The sequence below is a fragment of the Pontibacterium sp. genome (assembly GCF_041587635.1).
Classification (GTDB): domain Bacteria; phylum Pseudomonadota; class Gammaproteobacteria; order Pseudomonadales; family Balneatricaceae; genus Pontibacterium.
The window spans coordinates 1-17,633 of sequence record NZ_JBFGYC010000023.1 but is presented as its reverse complement, the minus strand read 5'-3'; the positions used below and the strand labels follow the sequence as shown (position 1 = coordinate 17,633).

General features: G+C 52.0%; 18 protein-coding genes. 6 read left to right on the top strand and 12 right to left on the bottom strand.

All coding sequences use genetic code 11. The features are described 5' to 3' along the window. The 3 genes from ABYW01_RS02775 to pnp all read left to right on the top strand — a co-directional run. Positions 1–390: tRNA pseudouridine(55) synthase TruB (locus ABYW01_RS02775; RefSeq protein ID WP_372831024.1), on the top strand; the 390-nt coding region annotated here is incomplete at its 5' end. A gap of 133 nt (positions 391–523) precedes the next feature. Beyond that, positions 524–793, top strand: coding sequence for a 30S ribosomal protein S15 (gene rpsO / locus ABYW01_RS02770; protein WP_193954947.1), 270 nt, complete (start codon positions 524–526; stop codon positions 791–793). Positions 794–1,054: 261 nt separating this feature from the next. Continuing rightward, complete coding sequence (gene pnp / locus ABYW01_RS02765; RefSeq protein WP_372831023.1) at positions 1,055–3,157, top strand: polyribonucleotide nucleotidyltransferase; 2,103 nt, start codon at positions 1,055–1,057, stop codon at positions 3,155–3,157. Between the two features lie 155 nt (positions 3,158–3,312). On the opposite strand, the gene ABYW01_RS02760 is transcribed toward pnp, so the two are convergent. The 3 genes from ABYW01_RS02760 to rsuA all read right to left on the bottom strand — a co-directional run bounded on the left by ABYW01_RS02760 (position 3,313) and on the right by rsuA (position 6,282). Continuing rightward, the gene (locus tag ABYW01_RS02760) at positions 3,313–4,044 is read right to left on the bottom strand and encodes a hypothetical protein (RefSeq protein ID WP_372831022.1); all 732 of its coding nucleotides are present in this window, start codon (positions 4,042–4,044) and stop codon (positions 3,313–3,315) included. A 506-nt stretch (positions 4,045–4,550) separates the two neighbouring features. Continuing rightward, on the bottom strand, positions 4,551–5,594 hold the full coding sequence (locus tag ABYW01_RS02755) for a methyltransferase (protein ID WP_372831021.1): 1,044 nt from the start codon (positions 5,592–5,594) through the stop codon (positions 4,551–4,553). After that, on the bottom strand, positions 5,587–6,282 hold the full coding sequence (gene rsuA / locus ABYW01_RS02750) for a 16S rRNA pseudouridine(516) synthase RsuA (RefSeq protein ID WP_372831020.1): 696 nt from the start codon (positions 6,280–6,282) through the stop codon (positions 5,587–5,589). The genes ABYW01_RS02755 and rsuA overlap by 8 nt, the downstream gene beginning before the upstream one ends. 109 nt (positions 6,283–6,391) lie before the next feature. Between rsuA and ABYW01_RS02745 the strand changes: the two genes are divergently transcribed. The 3 genes from ABYW01_RS02745 (at position 6,392) to ABYW01_RS02735 (ending at position 8,187) form a co-directional block, all read left to right on the top strand. Continuing rightward, positions 6,392–7,228 carry a 6-carboxytetrahydropterin synthase gene (locus ABYW01_RS02745; protein WP_372831019.1) on the top strand — a complete coding sequence of 279 codons (837 nt, stop codon included), beginning with the start codon at positions 6,392–6,394 and terminating at the stop codon, positions 7,226–7,228. 55 nt (positions 7,229–7,283) lie between these two features. Next, the gene (locus tag ABYW01_RS02740) at positions 7,284–7,664 is read left to right on the top strand and encodes a VOC family protein (protein ID WP_372831018.1); all 381 of its coding nucleotides are present in this window, start codon (positions 7,284–7,286) and stop codon (positions 7,662–7,664) included. 112 nt (positions 7,665–7,776) lie between these two features. Beyond that, positions 7,777–8,187: a hypothetical protein gene (locus ABYW01_RS02735; RefSeq protein ID WP_372831017.1), complete on the top strand. Its 411-nt coding sequence runs from the start codon at positions 7,777–7,779 to the stop codon at positions 8,185–8,187. Positions 8,188–8,213: 26 nt separating this feature from the next. Here ABYW01_RS02735 and ABYW01_RS02730 read toward each other — a convergent pair whose 3' ends face one another. The 9 genes from ABYW01_RS02730 to ABYW01_RS02690 all read right to left on the bottom strand — a co-directional run bounded on the left by ABYW01_RS02730 (position 8,214) and on the right by ABYW01_RS02690 (position 17,588). Further along, on the bottom strand, positions 8,214–8,552 hold the full coding sequence (locus ABYW01_RS02730; protein WP_372831016.1) for an AzlD domain-containing protein: 339 nt from the start codon (positions 8,550–8,552) through the stop codon (positions 8,214–8,216). Next, positions 8,549–9,292, bottom strand: coding sequence for an AzlC family ABC transporter permease (locus ABYW01_RS02725; RefSeq protein ID WP_372831015.1), 744 nt, complete (start codon positions 9,290–9,292; stop codon positions 8,549–8,551). The genes ABYW01_RS02730 and ABYW01_RS02725 overlap by 4 nt, the downstream gene beginning before the upstream one ends. Positions 9,293–9,337: 45 nt before the next feature. Beyond that, positions 9,338–10,189 carry an AraC family transcriptional regulator gene (locus ABYW01_RS02720; protein WP_193954957.1) on the bottom strand — a complete coding sequence of 284 codons (852 nt, stop codon included), beginning with the start codon at positions 10,187–10,189 and terminating at the stop codon, positions 9,338–9,340. Positions 10,190–10,412: 223 nt separating this feature from the next. Beyond that, entirely contained in the window at positions 10,413–11,594 is a 1,182-nt protein-coding gene (locus tag ABYW01_RS02715; RefSeq protein ID WP_372831014.1) for an acetyl-CoA C-acetyltransferase, read from the bottom strand. A gap of 444 nt (positions 11,595–12,038) precedes the next feature. Then, the gene (gene panC / locus ABYW01_RS02710) at positions 12,039–12,887 is read right to left on the bottom strand and encodes a pantoate--beta-alanine ligase (RefSeq protein WP_372831013.1); all 849 of its coding nucleotides are present in this window, start codon (positions 12,885–12,887) and stop codon (positions 12,039–12,041) included. Between the two features lies 1 nt (position 12,888). Continuing rightward, a complete protein-coding gene (panB, locus tag ABYW01_RS02705; protein WP_372831012.1) occupies positions 12,889–13,683 on the bottom strand; it encodes a 3-methyl-2-oxobutanoate hydroxymethyltransferase in 795 nt (264 codons plus the stop codon). Positions 13,684–13,725: 42 nt separating this feature from the next. After that, on the bottom strand, positions 13,726–14,211 hold the full coding sequence (gene folK / locus ABYW01_RS02700; RefSeq protein WP_372831011.1) for a 2-amino-4-hydroxy-6-hydroxymethyldihydropteridine diphosphokinase: 486 nt from the start codon (positions 14,209–14,211) through the stop codon (positions 13,726–13,728). Beyond that, positions 14,204–15,604: a polynucleotide adenylyltransferase PcnB gene (gene pcnB / locus ABYW01_RS02695; protein ID WP_372831010.1), complete on the bottom strand. Its 1,401-nt coding sequence runs from the start codon at positions 15,602–15,604 to the stop codon at positions 14,204–14,206. The genes folK and pcnB overlap by 8 nt, the downstream gene beginning before the upstream one ends. Before the next feature lie 589 nt (positions 15,605–16,193). Continuing rightward, a complete protein-coding gene (locus ABYW01_RS02690) occupies positions 16,194–17,588 on the bottom strand; it encodes a sigma-54-dependent transcriptional regulator (RefSeq protein ID WP_372831009.1) in 1,395 nt (464 codons plus the stop codon). Between the last annotated feature and the right edge of the window lie 45 nt (positions 17,589–17,633).

Sequence of the window (17,633 nt, the reverse complement as noted above, 5' to 3'; positions counted from 1 at the left end):
CTTTTGGGCTGCGGTGCACATGTACAGATGCTGCATCGGCTGGATGCCGGACCTTACAAATCCGAAGCGATGATGACCCTGGATATGCTGGAGTCTTTGGCTGAACCTAGCTCGGCTGAGGAAGAGATAAAAAGCATACAAGCCCGGATGGATCAGGTATTATTACCGCCTTGGACCGCGATGGAAAGTGCGCCTGAATTGGCGTTATCTTCAGAGCAGGCTGAGCGGATCAGTCATGGCCAGAGAATCCGTCTGACCGAAGCTGAATCTGCACCGGAAGTACTGCTGTTTACTGAAGATAAATCCCGTTTTCTAGGGATTGCAGAGATCGATGCTGAAGGGGTGTTAAGGCCCAAGCGTTTGATCGCATCAGAGCAGGATCCACAGTAACACTTTAATAAAACATTGCTGGTTGGCGTATGCGGACTGGCAGTTGTGGCGTTGTACTGGAAATATGCTCGGTACATCGTGTCTATTAATCGAACGACTCTGAGTCGTTTGCATATTGATTGGAGAAATCATCATGGCACTAAGTGCAGAAAATAAAGCGGCAATCGTTGCAGATTTTGCTCGCGGCGAAGGCGACACCGGTTCCCCAGAAGTTCAGGTAGCTCTGCTGTCTGCTAACATCGAAGGCCTGCAGGGTCACTTCAAAGCAAACAAACACGACCACCACTCTCGTCGTGGTCTGATCCGCATGGTAAACCAGCGTCGTAAACTGCTGGACTACCTGAAAGGTAAAGATGCTGATCGTTACCTTGAGCTGATCAAGCGTCTGGGTCTGCGTCGCTAAGATGTTTCTCTGGGGCCATACAATGTATGGCCCCAGTTTTATCAGCGCATTGGACGCGCTGAGGATGGCCTGAATCTTGGAAGTTCCAATCATCCGGCCCGTACTCATTTGTGTTTTTCGGCAGGGAGAATTCCCGTCGCGAAGCAAAGAGCACAACTGAGTACAGGCTCAATTGACGGCATGATGGATCTCAGGTGATGGCTTAATCTGAACGGATGCGTTGAACGTATTTAAATAGATAAGCACTGAGGATTAGAGATCGTGCAAGCAATTACTAAGACTTTCCAGTTTGGTCAGCATGAAGTGACTCTGGAAACAGGTCGCGTTGCTCGTCAGGCAACCGGTTCTGTTGTTGTTACTATGGGCGGCGTACAGGTACTGTGTACTGTTGTCGGTTCTAAAAGCGCGCGTGAAGGTCAGGACTTTTTCCCACTGTCCGTTCACTACCAGGAAAAATACTACGCTGTAGGCCGTATCCCAGGTGGTTTCTTCAAGCGTGAAGCACGCCCTTCTGAAAAAGAAACACTGACGTCCCGTCTGATCGACCGTCCGATTCGTCCACTTTTCCCTAAAGGCTACATGAACGAAGTACAGGTTGTTTGTACTGTCATGTCTGCAGATAAAGTGAACGATCCTGATATCGCTGCAATGATCGGTACATCCGCTGCGCTGGCTATCTCCGGTATCCCTTTCCAGGGTCCTATCGGTTGTGCACGTGTTGGCTTCACCGAAGCTGACGGTTACCTGCTGAACCCAACCTACGAAACTCTGGAAAGCTCTGAGCTGAACATGGTGGTTGCGGGCACCAAAGATGCAGTCTTGATGGTTGAGTCTGAAGCGCAGGAACTGACCGAAGACGAGATGCTGGGCGCCGTGTTGTTTGCGCATCAGGAGATGCAGGTTGCCGTTGACGCGATCAACGAATTGGTTGCTGAAGCTGGTAAGCCTCGGTGGGAATGGGAGCCAGCTGCGAAAAACGAAGCACTGATCTCTCAGGTAACGGCTTTGGTTGGCGCAGGTGTTGAAGAAGCGTATCAAGTTGCTGACAAGCTGAAACGTCAGGACATGCTGAAAGCGCTGCGCGTTCAAGCGGTTGAAGAGATCGCGGGTAACGAAGACGGTCAGCCTTCTGCGAAAGAAGTTGAAGGTGTTGTCAGCTCTCTGGAAAAAACCACTGTACGTGGTCGTATCCTGGACGGTGAGCCACGTATCGATGGTCGCGACAGCAAAACTGTTCGTGGTATCAATGTTGATATCGACGTACTGCAGGGCACTCACGGTTCTGCGCTGTTCACCCGTGGTGAAACTCAGGCAATTGCGACTTGTACTCTGGGTACCAGCCGTGATCAGCAGATCATCGACGCGATCGAAGGTGAGCGCAAAGATGCCTTCATGCTGCACTACAACTTCCCTCCTTACTCTGTAGGTGAGTGTGGTCGTATGATGGGTGCGGGTCGTCGTGAAATCGGTCACGGCCGTCTGGCGCGTCGGGGTATTGCCGCAGTATTGCCAACACAGGAAGATTTCCCGTATACCATCCGTATCGTATCTGAAATCACTGAATCTAACGGTTCCAGCTCTATGGCTTCCGTATGTGGTGCTTCCCTGTCCATGATGGATGCGGGTGTTCCTCTGAAAGCACCGGTTGCGGGTATCGCGATGGGTCTGGTGAAAGAAGATGAGCGCTTTGCTGTCCTGACCGACATTCTGGGTGACGAAGATCACCTGGGTGACATGGACTTTAAAGTGGCAGGTACTGAGTCTGGTGTCACTGCTCTGCAGATGGACATCAAGATCACAGGTATCACCGAAGAGATCATGGAGATCGCTCTGGAGCAGGCTTACCACGCACGTAAGCATATCCTGGGTGAGATGGCTAAAGTTATCGGTTACGCACGTCCTGAACTGCCGGACAATGCACCTGCTATGACTCAGCTGAAGATCAACCCTGAGAAGATCCGTGATCTGATCGGTAAAGGTGGTGCGACTATCCGTGCCCTGACCGAAGAAACCGGCGCGATGATCGATATCGACGACGACGGTACTGTTCGTATTTACGCCGATAACAAACTGAAGGCGAAAGAAGCGATTGATCGTGTTAAAGCGATCACTGCTGAAGCTGAAGTGGGTCAGGTATACGAAGGTAAGGTTGTACGTATCGAAGACTTTGGTGCATTCGTTAATATCCTGCCGGGTAAAGACGGTCTGGTTCACATCTCTCAGGTGGCGAACAAGCGTATCGACAAAGTCTCTGACTACGTGAAACTGGAAGATATCGTTAAGGTTAAAGTCCTGGATGTCGATCAGCGCGGTCGTATCAAGCTGTCTATGCGTGATCTGGAAGCAGACGACGCAGTTAGCTAAGCAATCGCTGACCTGAAATGCTAAAAAGCCTCGCCTCTGCGGGGCTTTTTATTGCCTGTTAAACAGGATCGGTATCTGGTTTTTACACTGGGAACTGATACAAAACTGAACGTGTACGGGCATAAAAAAGCCCCGCATGTGCGAGGCTCAGTCCATTATACTGGGGGTTGTTGTGAATCATCCGGTGTCTGTGGCGGTTGAACGGGCTTCAGCTTGTCCTTCTGTATACAGTAAATGCGGAAAGCATAAACGGTGATAACCGTATTCAAAACGCTGAATACAATGTTGATCAGTGCCCGGATTGGGCCATCCAGCGAATCGGCGTTTCTCAGCACCATCTCCAGTGCCATTTCTGTACCGCTGATCACAACAAACAGAATTGCCAGTCCGTTGAGCAGTATCCAGAAGTAGTCCTGCGTACGTTCCCAGCTTTCTTTCAACGCCTGAACCGGGCCTTTTTGCTCCGTTACGCAGATATAGTCTGCAAAGGCCAGGCGCATCATGATGAACAGTCCCGGGATAATCAAAAACAGCAAGCCGCTGAAGATGGCGAAGCCGGAAAAGATAAATACCAGTAGCAGTGCCCACCATCGGGATACCCCCAGCATAATGGCCTGCCCTGCGGTGATGGGACGGTCATTCACCACCGAACTGAAATACATAATTGTCGCGGCGGTATAGACTGGCAGTAACGTCATGTTCAGCAAGGTCAGTGCTGCCACACCTTGATTCACGCCGGCTTCTTTGTCTGCGATCGGACCATCGACAAACAGGGCCAGGAAGTTAACCAGCAATAAAAAAGGTAGCTGGATGCGCAGGATCATCGGGAGGTGGCTGCGGAAAAAATATAGGGACTGACGAATATACTCGAATGGCAGTTCAGGCATCTTACTTACGACTCTGCGGTTGATCTGGTTAACACTTACAGCATAGAGCACGAAGCTCTTCAGCGAAGGCGTAAGGGTAACCGTATTGCCGTCTGCTGGACACCTTTTAATCGAAAAATCGGTGAGGTTGGTAGGGGGTGTTCGTCAGTTTGGGCGAGTAATTTTAGTATGTAGTGTGTTTCCCTGCTGATCGACAACCAGCACGCTGGCACATTCGCCGCAGCGATACTGGCGGCTATTGGGAAAACGTACTTTGGTGAGGAGCGAACGTTTTACTCTGAGTAGAGCGTAGGAGGCACAATCGCTACTGGGGCACTGAAGTTGTCTCATTGTAACATTCCACTTATATCCATGTCTGAATGTGTTCTTGTGCGTTTGCACAAAAATCATACAGTAAATTAAAACGAGCGTTCTGTCGACTGCTGTTTTATTACTGTCCAGTGTATTAAGTGCTGCAAGATCAGTCTGGCTATCCTCGCAGGAATAGCCAGTATGCCGTGGTGGTGTTACATCCGGTGGGTCAGGCGGGTCAGTTTGAAGTTGCTGTTGGATGCAATCACCTCCACCTGATGGAATAACTGGCGGGCTTTGCGCTCCAGAGGAATATGTAAATTTGTGACAAAGCAGGCCACACCGGTGTAACTCAAGCGATCGTGAGCGGCTTGTAAAAATCGATCTGTGAGATCCCCTTCTACGTCGAAACCGGCATGAAAAGGCGGGTTGCATAGAATCAGATCAAACTTACCCGAAATCCCTTCGCCACAATCGGCCGTTACCACTTTGCCGTTGATTGGATAGCGATCAAAGTTGCGTTCGCAGGCAGCAATGGCAGCCGCGTTATTGTCGGTAGCCGTGATGGGGATATCCAGATGACTGGCATTGAGGGAAAGATAGCCATAACCGCAGCCCAGATCGAGTATCTGTTGAGGAGGTTCAGGCATGGTCATCAAAAACGCGTCTAAGTGCTCCATCAGATAGGCGCTGCCTTTATCGATTTTGTTCCAGCCGTAGACGCCGGGTTTGCTCCAGTATTCGAAGTGTTCATCCTGCGCTTCCGGTCGCAGGCTGGTGTAATTTTTGTCGTCCAGCGGTGTGCTGCAGGCTCCGTCAGGGCAGGTCAGCTCTGCAAACCAAGTGTCTTTGCTGGCTTTTTGCGCCTGGCAGGCACCCGCAAAGAGTTTTTTGGCTTTATCAATGTAGGTTTTAATACCCTCGCCTTTGTCCCCGGCAATGAGCAGCTGGCCGCCGGGCTTGAGCACGCGTCTGGCCTGGTTGATCACGTGATGGACGACAGGCTTTTCTTTAGATACACGGTAGATCAGAGAGTCGATGCTGTTGTCGGCCATTTCGCTGAAATCGAAGTCGCTGAAATGGGCGTTCCAGTCCTGCTGTTTCAGCACGTTGTACAGGTCAAAGCGATTGACGATCACTGTGACCGCGGGGTTGGCTGACAGGCGCGTATTCAGTAGGTTTTCGTCAGCAATCCATACGGTTTTGCCAGAGGCCCGCTGTAAGTGCGGGATCAGCAGATCAAAAGCTATATTAGCCATAGACGCTGTTGACCTCCTCTTCAGTTAGGTCGCGGTACTCGCCCAGCTCCAGAAAGTCATCTAGCAAGATCTCGCCAATCTGTTCCCGGTGCAGGCGTTCTACTTTGTTGCCGATGGCCGCAAACATGCGTTTCACCTGATGATAGCGCCCTTCGGTAAGCACAACGCGCGCTTCAAAGTCGCTGAGGATTTCCAGTTTGGCAGGTTTTGTGCGAAACGGTTCGTTATGCAGCATCAGTCCGGTCTCGAACTTTTCTACGGCATCTTGTGGAATCGGGTCCGCCGTTTCAACCAGATAGACTTTACCGGTTTTATGCTTGGGTGAGGTGATCCGGTGTGCCCACTGGCCGTCGGTCGTCACTAAAACCAGTCCGGTCGTATCGACATCCAGGCGCCCGCAGATAATCATCTCATCCGCACGGGGCTCGTCCAGCAGGCTAAGTACTGTTGGGTGCGTGCTATCATCGTTAGAGCACACGCAGCCCTCTGGTTTGAACACCATCAGGTAGCGTTCACCGGGTGCCTGTAGTGGCATACCGTCTAAACAGATGATGTCATCGTCGCTGATATGGATGGACGGATCGCGAGCCTCTTCCCCGTTGAGGGTGATCTCGCCGGCCCGCATCATTTTGCGGACGTCTTTACGGGAAAAGCCGGAACTCTGAGCTAGGAATTTATCAAGGCGCATAGTGATCCAAAGGTCATCAGGACGGGTAAAAGCCCTACATTATACCTGAATGAAACTAACACTTGATTAGGCTACTATAGCCTCCTGCAAATTTAGCCGTGGAAATAGTGTGAAACTCTTTGTTGATAACCTGACCAATGTCGATTTTTCCTACCTGCACCCTCACCGGGGATTGCTGGGAGAGTCCTGGCTGGTCCAGTTGGTGCTGGATGGAAGCCTTAACGATCAGGGTATGATCTGTGATTTTGGTATCGTTAAAAAAGCGGTGAAGCAATGGTTTGATACCTATATCGACCATGCGCTTGTTGTGCCGACAGGCATGCCGCGTCTGAGTCATTCTCAGGATGACACGCATACGACGGTGAACTGGTTGTATGCCGATGGTCGGGCACTGAATTGCCGCTCGCCGAAACAAGCGATTGCACTGGTCGGTATCCCGGAAGTGACGCCGCATACGTTGGCCGACTGGTGTAATGCTAAGTTGCTGGAGTTGTTTCCGGATGAGGTAAAGGGATTATCGATCAGCTTTGTACCAGAGCTAATCGATGGCGCCAGTTATCACTACAGTCATGGTTTACAGCAGCACGATGGCAACTGTCAGCGTATTGCACACGGTCACCGTTCAGCGCTGGAGATCTATATCGACGATCAGCGTGATGAGCAGTTGGAGGCACAGTGGGCGAAGCGTTTTGAGGATATCTATATCGGCACGCGTGACCATCTGATCAGTGACACTGACGGTATGCATCATTATGCCTACGCGGCACCTCAAGGCGCGTTTGAGCTTAAGTTGCCCGCCGATGTGTGTTACCTGATCGATACTGAAACGACGGTTGAGTTAATCGCCCGTCATCTTGCGGATCAGATTAAACGCGACCTGCCGGATGCAGCCGTGATGGTCAAGGCGTTTGAGGGTGTCGGTAAAGGTGCAATTGCCGAAGCCTGATCTCATGTAGACCTACACGGGTAGTGAGTACTCATTTCATAGCAGGAAAGGCTTCATGCAGGTTAGTCATCTGGATCATCTGGTTCTGACGGTGCGTGATATTGAAGCGACTGCCGCGTTTTATGAAGCCGCGCTGGGTATGCAGCGAATTGAGTTTGCGGGCGGGAGGGTTGCGTTGTCCTTTGGGCTGCAGAAGATCAACCTGCATCAACTTGGTCGTGAGTTTGAACCTAAAGCGGGATCTGTTGCGGCCGGTAGCGCTGATCTGTGTTTCATTATTGACGAGACGCTAGAGCTGGCCTCCTTACATCTGCGCAGACATGGTATCGAGATTATCGACGGTCCTGTTCAGCGCACGGGTGCGGTTGGTCCGATCCACTCGCTCTATATTCGCGATCCTGACCAGAACCTGATCGAGATCGCCTGCTACCTTTAAGTACCCAGGTACAGATTTACCTATCTTTACACCTTTAGCGGGTGGTTTCCTGATGGGGGGCGATAGAATGGAATCATTATCCGTTTTGTATCCGACTCCCCGGAGATTCACTATGCGCTTGGCGTTATATCTGATCACAGTATCCTTATCTGTCACCGTCCTCAGTGGGTGTGCGTCACGCTCTGAACCTCAGCCCGGCCAGAACTTCTTTAACCTTGATTCTGATAATCCACAGCGTTTTTCTTTTACTCAGGAATGGGATATGCCGGAACAGCGTGAGCGACCAGAAGCAACGGCTGTAGACGGTCAGAAGCGAGAGCGTGGGCACCGAGGTGGTCATGGTAGAAAAGCCGAGCGGAGAGATGAAGACCTCATTGAAGATCAGCGTGGCGAGATGAGCCAGCAGTTGTTGTCTGCATTAGATGATGTGCTTCATAGCAGGCGCTTGTGCGTCTCCGGCTATCGGGTGCTCGATGTACAGCGCCAACCCGCGCGTATGATACTGATTGGTGAGTGCAAATAGTCCTTTCTTTGTGAGCGGTGCGGGTCTTAAAAAAGCTGGGGGCCCACAGTGTGAGCTCCCCAGGAATGTAAGACAAAAAACACACCCATGCTGACCACAGTGGTGAACAGCACATGTCGGGTTAGGTAAGCCAGTCCGATCGCTAAGATCGCACTGATCAGATAGGGGTTAGAGACCTGCAGTGCGAGTTCTCCCTCCGGCAAAAATACAATGGGGGTCGCAATAGCCGTCAGAATGGCTGGTGCAGCGTAGCTTAGAAATTGTGTTGTACGAGGCCCCAGCCGTAAGGGTAGGCGAGGTTCAAGAAACAGATAGCGGCTGATAAAGACCACGAGTGTCATCAGAATGATGGTCAGCCAAATCATCTGCTGTGTCCTTCATTGTGAGGCGCTGCAGCAGGATCTGAAAAGAGCTGGGCGCTCAATACGCCAGCCAGCATGCCGAGCACAGAGGCGATCAGTAGGCCAGCTTCAATCTGATAAAGCTCGCAGGTCACAGAGGTCAGCAACGCTGTGATGACCGCGCAAAGGGTTGAGATCTTTTGAATGCCAGGTACGACCAGTGCAATAAACGTTGCGGCTACGGCAAACTCCAGGCCGAGAGCATCCATATTCGGGATCTGCTGACCGGCAATAATGCCGGCGGCAGTGGCCATGTTCCATCCCAGGTAAAGGCTCAGCCCCCCGCCCAATGCATGCCAGCGGTTGAACTGCTCCGGTGGTTTTGTGCCGGTCAGTGCAAACAGTTCATCGGTTAGCAGAAAGCCCAATATCAAGCGCCAGCGCAGCGGTAGTTGTTGCATGTGACCGCGCATGCTCATGCCATAGAGAAAATGTCGGGAGGTGATCAGGAGCGTGGTGATCAGGATAGCGCCGAGGCCGGCGTTACTGCCGATCATGCCGAGTACGACCAGTTGTACGGCACCGGCGAAAACAAAGATCGACATCGCCTGGCCTTCCAATCCGGTCAGGCCGGATTCAAGGGCAAACGAACCAGCCAATAAACCCCATGGGATAATCGCCAGTGTCAGCGGCAGGGCGGCACGCAATCCCAGCATAAAGGCACTTAAACGATAATCCTGTTGGGTTAAAACCTGACTGCTCACGGCAACTCCTCCGAACTCATTGAGAAGTTATGTTAGCGCTGTCGTTTAGCGGACGGCTTGCACGCTCTTGCGGTTTACGCCGTCAGCGTATTGGCCGGGGGTGATGCCAAAGGCTTTCTTGAAGTGGCGGTGCATATGGCTCTGATCGTGAAAACCGGCATCCAGCGCGACATCGCTCAGTTTTAAGCCCTGACGGATCAGCTTTTTGACCAGCCTGAGTCGTGTTTGTATCTGATAGGCATGCGGGGGAAGGCCGTAACGACTCTGAAACTGCCGCAATAGATAAAATGGGCTGAGGCCGCAGAGATTGGCCAGATCTTCCAGTGATACATCGCTGGTGGGCTGATCATCGAGAAAACTTTTGACCAGATCCAGCTGTGGATACGCTTTGCTCTGTTCTTTCAGTTCACTGCGTTGCTGGCTATGGCGCAGCATCAGTTGCACCATGCTGGTGTACAGCAGGCTTTCCCGCAGCAAGCGGTTATCTGACGTCATCAGCGTATGCAGCGTCAGTCGGATGATCTCCGACAGCTGCTTATCCTGTACAACCGGTGACGGGAAGTAAGGCGCACCCTTGGCATTAAGGTCCAGCTCATCGCGAATTTGGGCAAACTGGTCGGGCAGAGGGTAAAGGGCTTTATAAGCCCAGCCACCTTCAGCGGCAGAGCTGCCATTATGTACATCGTCGGCGTTGACCAGAATGATGCTTTCTTTAGGTGCGATATGATCACCGCCGGTACGGTAAAAACGCTGAGCACCCGATTCCACAACCCCAATGGTGTAGCCCTCATGGGTGTGGTTGGAGAAATTCTGATGTTGGTAGCGGGCATCAAGCGTCTCTATGCCACCCAGTTCGTGGGCATAGCGATACTCTGCATGTTCTGTTGTTTTAGCCATTTTGGCTCCCCGGTACCGGCTTCTCGTCAGTGAATCAGGTATTTGACCGGACAGAAGCGTTATGAGGCTTCATTTTAACCGAATGAGCGCCCTATTTTTTGTACGAAATTGCGCATCATGGGTGTTCGACATGTAAGAAATTAATGTATTTGTACAGAATTGCTTTCTAAAGGCCAAAAAAAACCGCAGCTGAAGCTGCGGTTTTTTCAGAGCAGGTCAGGGATTAGTCGCGCTCAATTGCCAGCGCTGTACCCATACCACCACCGATACACAGGGTAGCCAGACCTTTCTTCGCGTCACGTTTGCCCATCTCGTGGATCAGGCTAACCAGAATACGGCAACCTGATGCACCGATCGGGTGACCCAGAGCGATCGCGCCGCCATTAACGTTTACGATATCGGTATTCCAGCCCAGATCTTTGTTGACAGACATTGCCTGTGCAGCAAACGCTTCGTTGGCTTCAACCAGTTCCAGATCGTCTACACCCCAGCCCGCTTTTTCCAGTGCTTTTGTGGTTGCAGTGATTGGACCGGTACCCATGATTGTTGGGCAAACACCGGTAGATGCATATGCTTTGATACGTGCCAGAACAGGTAAGCCCAGTTCAGCCGCTTTTTCTGCAGAACACAGGATAACTGCCGCAGCGCCATCGTTGATGGTAGAGGCGTTACCTGCTGTTACGGAGCCATCTTTTTTGAAGGCCGGGCGTAGTTTGCCCAGAGCTTCCGGGGTGCAACCAAAGCGAGGCTGCTCGTCGGTGTCGAAAACAACCGGGTCGCCTTTACGCTGAGGGATAACCACTGGAATGATTTCGTCTGCAAAACGACCACCGGTTACAGCCGCTTCCGCTTTGTTCTGAGAAGCCGATGCGAATGTATCCTGCTCTTCACGGGTGAAACCGTATTTTTCAACGATGTTCTCAGTGGTGATGCCCATGTGGTAGTCGTTAAACGCATCCCACAGGCCATCTTTAATCATAGTGTCGACCATTTTCCAGTCGCCCATGCGTGCACCGTTACGAGAGTTAGGCAGCACGTGCGGAGACTGGCTCATGTTTTCCTGACCACCGGCGATGATAACTTCAGCGTCACCACAACGGATCGCCTGTGTCGCCATCTGCACAGCTTTCAGGCCGGAACCACATACTTTGTTGATCGTCAGTGCGGGTACTTCCTGTGGCAAGCCTGCATTGATAACGGCCTGACGTGCAGGGTTCTGGCCGCAGCCAGCAGCCAGTACCTGGCCAAGAATAACTTCATCGACCTGAGCTGGGTCCAGGTCGATTTTTTCAATCAGGGATTTGAGTACAGTTGCACCCAGATCGGATGCGGAAACTTTGGCCAGAGAGCCGTTGAACGTACCCATAGCGGTACGGCCGGCAGCAACGATAACTACGTCACGCATAGTTTTGCCTCATTATAGAATCGAAAATGATTAAATGATGATAGGGCAGAGAAGTGACCCTTCTATTGCAAAGGGGCGTTGGTACATCCTAATTCCCTGATCCCACCGTTAGCTCTTACTTTTTTCTTATTGTTTGAGTACAGTTTTAGTTGCAGTGCAACATGCCTCGCGTCACAGTCTGTGCGAGCAGGCCCCGCTTTGTCAAGCCGAGCGAATAGGTACGGTAAGAGACCGCCTTTTTACTGTCGGTGTATCGTGTGGCATCTGTACGAATCCAAGTACTGCGAATCTCTTGGCGTCACTAAAATTTAACAGGGGAGATGGGGGCTGAACAGGCGACTTATGGCTAGGTCAGGTGCTACTGCAGGAGGAGCGACCTAAACAGGGCAGGCAGGGGAGAGGAACGGGTATACGCAGGCGCATACACCCGTGACTGAATCCAGCTTAGAGCTCGATTTCAATATTGTCGATCAGACGGGCACCACCCAGCGGTGCGGCAGCCAGAATGACCAGGTGGCTGCAGGTTTCATCTGCTGGCAAAAGGTTACTTGCATCACAGATGTTGTAGAAGTCACGACTAAAACCAGCGGCTTCCAGCGTGCTATACGCTTCAGCTTCCAGTTGACTGTAGTCTCTACGTCCGCCCAGAATCTGTGCTTTGGTGTCTTGCAAGGTACGTTGCAGTGTTGGGGCTATCTCCAGTTGCTCTGCTGACAGGTAGCCATTACGAGAGCTTAAGGCGAGGCCTTGTTCGTTACGTGCAATCGGAGCACCCTGAACTTCCACGGGCAAGTAGAGGCTTTCCACCATGCGGCGGATAACCATCAATTGCTGGAAATCCTTTTCACCAAATACGGATACATCGGGCTGGACGATGCCAAACAGCTTGCAAACAACCGTCGCGACACCCTGAAAATGTCCCGGTCGGCTGGCTCCGCAATGGATGTTAGAGATGCCCGGAACTTCAACCTGAGTCTGGACTTCGCGTCCGTTCGGATACATCTCTGCATCGCTGGGTGCGAACAGGTAATCACAGCCGGCACCAGCCAGCTTTTCCTGATCGGACTCCAGGGTGCGAGGGTAGCTGTCGAGATCTTCATTGGCGCCAAACTGCAGCGGATTGACGAAGATGCTGGCCACTACGATATCACTGCAATCATCCGCCTGGCGTACCAGCTGCAGATGACCTTCGTGCAGGTTACCCATCGTGGGCACCAGACTGATGCGTTTGCCCTTTGCGCGTTCGGCTTGCAGCGTAGCGCGCAGTTCCTGAATGCTGTGGATCGTTTTCATGTTATTCAAATCCGTGCTCTGGTCCCGGGAAGGTGCCATCGCGTACGGCGTCGGCGTAAGCTTTCAGGGCATCCTGTACAGTGTCGTTTTCTTCCATAAAGTTCTTGACGAACTTTGGACGACGGCCCGGAGTCAGTCCCAGCATATCATGCAGTACTAGCACCTGGGCGTCAGTATCACTGCCTGCACCAATGCCAATCACCGGAATATCCACGGCTTCAGTGACTTCGCGCGCGAGCAGCGATGGTACACATTCCAGCAGCAGCATTGAGGCCCCGGATTGTTCCAGCAGCACCGCATCTTCGATCATCTGGCGGGCGCTTTCCCGATCGCGGCCCTGAACTTTGTAACCCCCCAGCTTATTGACAGCCTGTGGTGTAAGTCCCAGGTGGGCGCATACAGGGATGCCACGTTCCGCCAGCAGGGATACGGTTTCCGCCAGCCATGCGGTGCCTTCAATTTTAACAATATGGGCGCCAGCGGCCATGAGTGCGGCGGCGTTTTCCATCGCCTGTACTGGCGTTGCATAACTCATGAATGGCAGATCTGCCATGATCATGCTGCCTTGATTACCGCGTGCTACGCACGCCGTGTGATACGCCATCTCTTCAACACTGACAGGTAGAGTGCTGTCATTGCCCTGAAGGACCATTCCCAACGAGTCGCCAACGAGGATCATCTCGTTGCCGGCTTCACTCACCAGATGGGCGAAACAGGAATCGTATGCGGTCAGCACCGCAAACTTCTCACCCGCTTGTTTACGGGCTGTGAGGGTGTGCAGGGTAATGTTGCTCATAAGAAACTCTTATCCAGTTGTCTCGTTCGGCCGAAATTATACCTACAACCGTTCAAGGCTGCCCATAGGGTATGCGACTAAAAGCTGGCTCAAACTGCGTCTATCTGGCAGAACCAGTTCAGGCGCGATTTCGGCCAGGGGCCAAAGTACAAACGTGCGTTCGCACATAAAGGCATGAGGTACGGTAAGGCGTTCGGTATTAATAACCTGCTCACCGTACAGTAAAAGATCCAGATCAAGGGTGCGAGGACCCCAGTGGCGCTCGCGTATGCGGCGATGCTGTTGCTCAAGACGTTGCAGCTCATCAAGCAGTGCGTGGGGTTCCAGCGTGGTATCCAGTGCGGCAACTGCATTGATAAAGTCGGGCTGGTCTTGAGGGCCCACCGGGTCAGAGCGGTAGATGCTGGAGCGTGTGATCAGTTCACATTGCTCCAGCGCGGAGAGCTCTTCAAAGGCGTCCATCACTTGTTGGAAAGGGTTTTCGAGGTTGCTCCCCAATCCGATATAACAGCGTATCGTCTTACTCATCACGAGTGGCGTTGTTTGGTTTCTTTCGGCGACGACGGCGCGGTTTCTGACCGTTGCCGGATTCGCGGCTCATCGTTCCGCGCTTATCTTCGTTGGCAGACTGATATTCTGTCCACCAGCGGCTCAATCCACCCAGATCTTCACCACTATTTTCACGCAGCAGCAACAGATCGTATGCGGCACGGAAGCGTGGCTGTTCCATCAGGCGCTGTGCGCGCTTTCCATCGCGGCGCGGCAGTCTAATCTGCATCTCCCAGATCTCACGGATCGGAGTTGAGAAGCGGCGTGGAATAGCGGTGGATTTTACCTGCTGTGATAGCACCTGATTAGCGGCTTCATGTAAGGCCGGCAGTGGCGGCATGCGTTGCTCTTTGATCAACTGCTGCATGCGCTGTTGTACCGGATACCAAAGCAGTGCGGCAAACAGGAAGGCCGGAGTGACGCTTTTACGCTGCGACAGCCGGCGATCCGTATTGCGCAGGGCGTTCATGATCAATGTTTCAACCAATTCGCCTTGTTCGCCATCCAGCGCTTTTTGAGTCTGCGGGAACAAAGGTTCGAACAGGTTGTAGTGTTGCAGATGCTCGTAAGCCGCTTCCGCATAGCCGGACTGCAGCAGCTTCAGGGATTCATCAAACAGGCGTGCTGCCGCGATGTCTTTCAGTAGGGGGGCCAGTTCGCGGATGGGCGCGGCGGTTGCCGACTCAATCTGAAAGCCCAGTTTACCGGCAAAACGTGCTGCACGTAGCATTCGAACAGGATCTTCGCGGTAGCGCGCATCCGGTTCGCCGATCATCCGGATAATACCGTCCTGGATGTCCTGATAGCCGTTGGCGAAGTCATGGATGCTATGATCCTTGACGCAGTAATACAGCGCATTGACCGTGAAATCGCGACGCGCAGCGTCTTCTTCGATTGTGCCGTAGACGTTGTCACGGGTGATCATGCCGGATTCGTTCTGGCGGCCGTGTTCACCGTCGCTGTTTTTGGGATGGGAATCATGGCTGGCGCGGAACGTAGCGACCTCAATCAGATCGCGGCCAAAACGTACGTGAAGTAGTTTAAAGCGGCGTCCAATCAGGCGGGAACGACGAAACAGTTCGTGCGCTTCTTCCGGACTCGCGCTGGTAGCCACATCAAAGTCTTTGGGTTTTTCGCCCTGCAACAGGTCACGAATACACCCGCCCACCAGATAGCCATCGTAACCACCGTCAATAATGCGGTAGACGACTTTCATCGCGTTATCGTCGAGATATTTTCGCTGAATCTGATGTTCTGATTCGGGAATGATGCGCAGACCTGTTTCGGTTTGAGCGGAAACTGATTGCCCCGCGTGTACCGCGCTACCTTTGCTGAATATCGAGCTTATGCGTTTAAGCAGACTTCTAGCCATAGAACACCAAAATTCACCCATAAAACCAAAGTGGCGCATCATACCATTTACGCGACCGCAGTATAAGCTATTCCCTGCCTGCAAGTGTGGTGAACAGATAGTGGTACTGGTAATAGTACTAGGAGTAAGAAGGAGGAGTGGGAGCTGATCGCATCTCAGACAACTACGCTAATCTTAGCTTGTTGTTTTTGTTTCTAAGAGCACTTTCTCGGGACCGTTGATGCTGGTCTACGATCAGCTACAAGCCTCATTATTATTTTTATTCGAGGCGGGGTACCTATCCACTTGCTACCTGTTTTTATTTTTATTGCTGGTGCAGGTTTCTAAGTAAGCATTGTTGTTGTTTTTACACCTAAGTAATAGCAGGCACTGTGCCAGTTTTTTTAACTTATTGTTTTTTATGTATATTTTGTTTTTATGGTTAAGGATTAACCATTCGGAGTGTGGGGTTTGTTACCGTGCTCCCCGTGTGGGGTAACACTTAGTGGGTAGAGAGGTAACACTTTGTGTGGGGAAAAGTGTTACCTCAACTGTTACCGAGCGTGTGCAGTGTTACCTTGTTCGCGTTCTTGACACAGGATGAGGCTGTTTATTTCTTTGGTTTACGTGGAATTCCCAGTTTCTGGCGACGTTCCCACAGGCATTTTCGGCTTACGCCAAGTTTCTTTGCCAGTTCAGTTTCGGACATGCAGTCCTGATTCTCTAATACAAACCGTTGAAAATAATCATCCAGCGACAAGCCTGCACTGCCGGTATTATCGTGTACTGCTTTGCGTGAGGGTGGTGGTGTTTGGCTGACATAGTTCTGTTCCAGCGACGCCAGATCAGGCCCTTCGATATCCAGACCCAGCAGCTCCGTGCTGATTTCATTATCGTCAGTCAGTATAACGGCACGCTCAATTGCATTTTCCAGCTCACGTACATTGCCAGGCCATTGGTAACGACGCATGGTTTTGATGGCGTGATGGCTGAAGTGCAGAGGACTTTCACCCATACGTTTTGCGGTGCTAGCCAGCAGTTGATCTGCGATCTCTATAATGTCATCGCCACGTTCACGCAACGGTGGTATCCGCAGTTCCATCACATAAAGTCGATAATAGAGATCTTCACGGAAATCGCCGCTTTTAGCCAGAGACTTAAGGTTGCGGTGGGTCGCTGCAATCAGACGAACATTGACCTTTTTGGACTGTACTGAGCCAACGCGTCGGATCTCACCTTCCTGTAGGAAACGAAGCAAGCGTGCCTGAGCTTCCAGTGGCAGTTCGCCGATCTCATCCAGAAACAGGCTGCCCCCGTCGGCCGCTTCAATTAGGCCGTTACGCTGATTATTAGCGCCTGTGAATGCCCCCTTCTCATGGCCAAAGAGTTCTGATTCGATCAGGGTTTCCGGGATGGCCGCGCAGTTCACGCAGATCATCGGAGACTTAGAACGGTCACTTTGTTCATGGATGGCGCGGGCCGCCAGCTCTTTACCTGTGCCTGATTCACCCTGAACCAGCACCGTGGCATCGGTTTTTGCGACTTTGTGAATGCGCTTGAACAGATCCTGCATGGGTTGGCAGGAGCCGATAATGTGGGTTTTTTGTTCGCTGTCTTCCTGGTTTTCAGAAAGCTCCTGAACAGATGCAGGGGTCTGGCGGTGAGCCAGAATATTGCGTACGGAGTTCAGCATCTCGTCATGATCGAAGGGCTTGGCGATATAATCGACCGCGCCCATCTTCATCGCGTCTACAGCGGAACGCAGGCTGGCGTAGCTGGTCATGATTAACACCGGCACAGAGCCGGCTAACTTGATCAGATCGGTGCCCGGCGCACCCGGTAAACGGAGGTCGGTGATGATGAGATTGAAATCGTTCAGGTTGAAGCGTCGGGTGGCTTCATCGACGGACTCGGCGTCCTGAACATTAAAATCGTGTTTTTCCAGCAGTCTGCGCAGGGCAGAGCGGATAATCGTTTCGTCTTCAACAATCAGAATTTGGCTCATTTGGTCTACCTTTATCCCATACCTATACCAGTAGAGGAGTGCTCG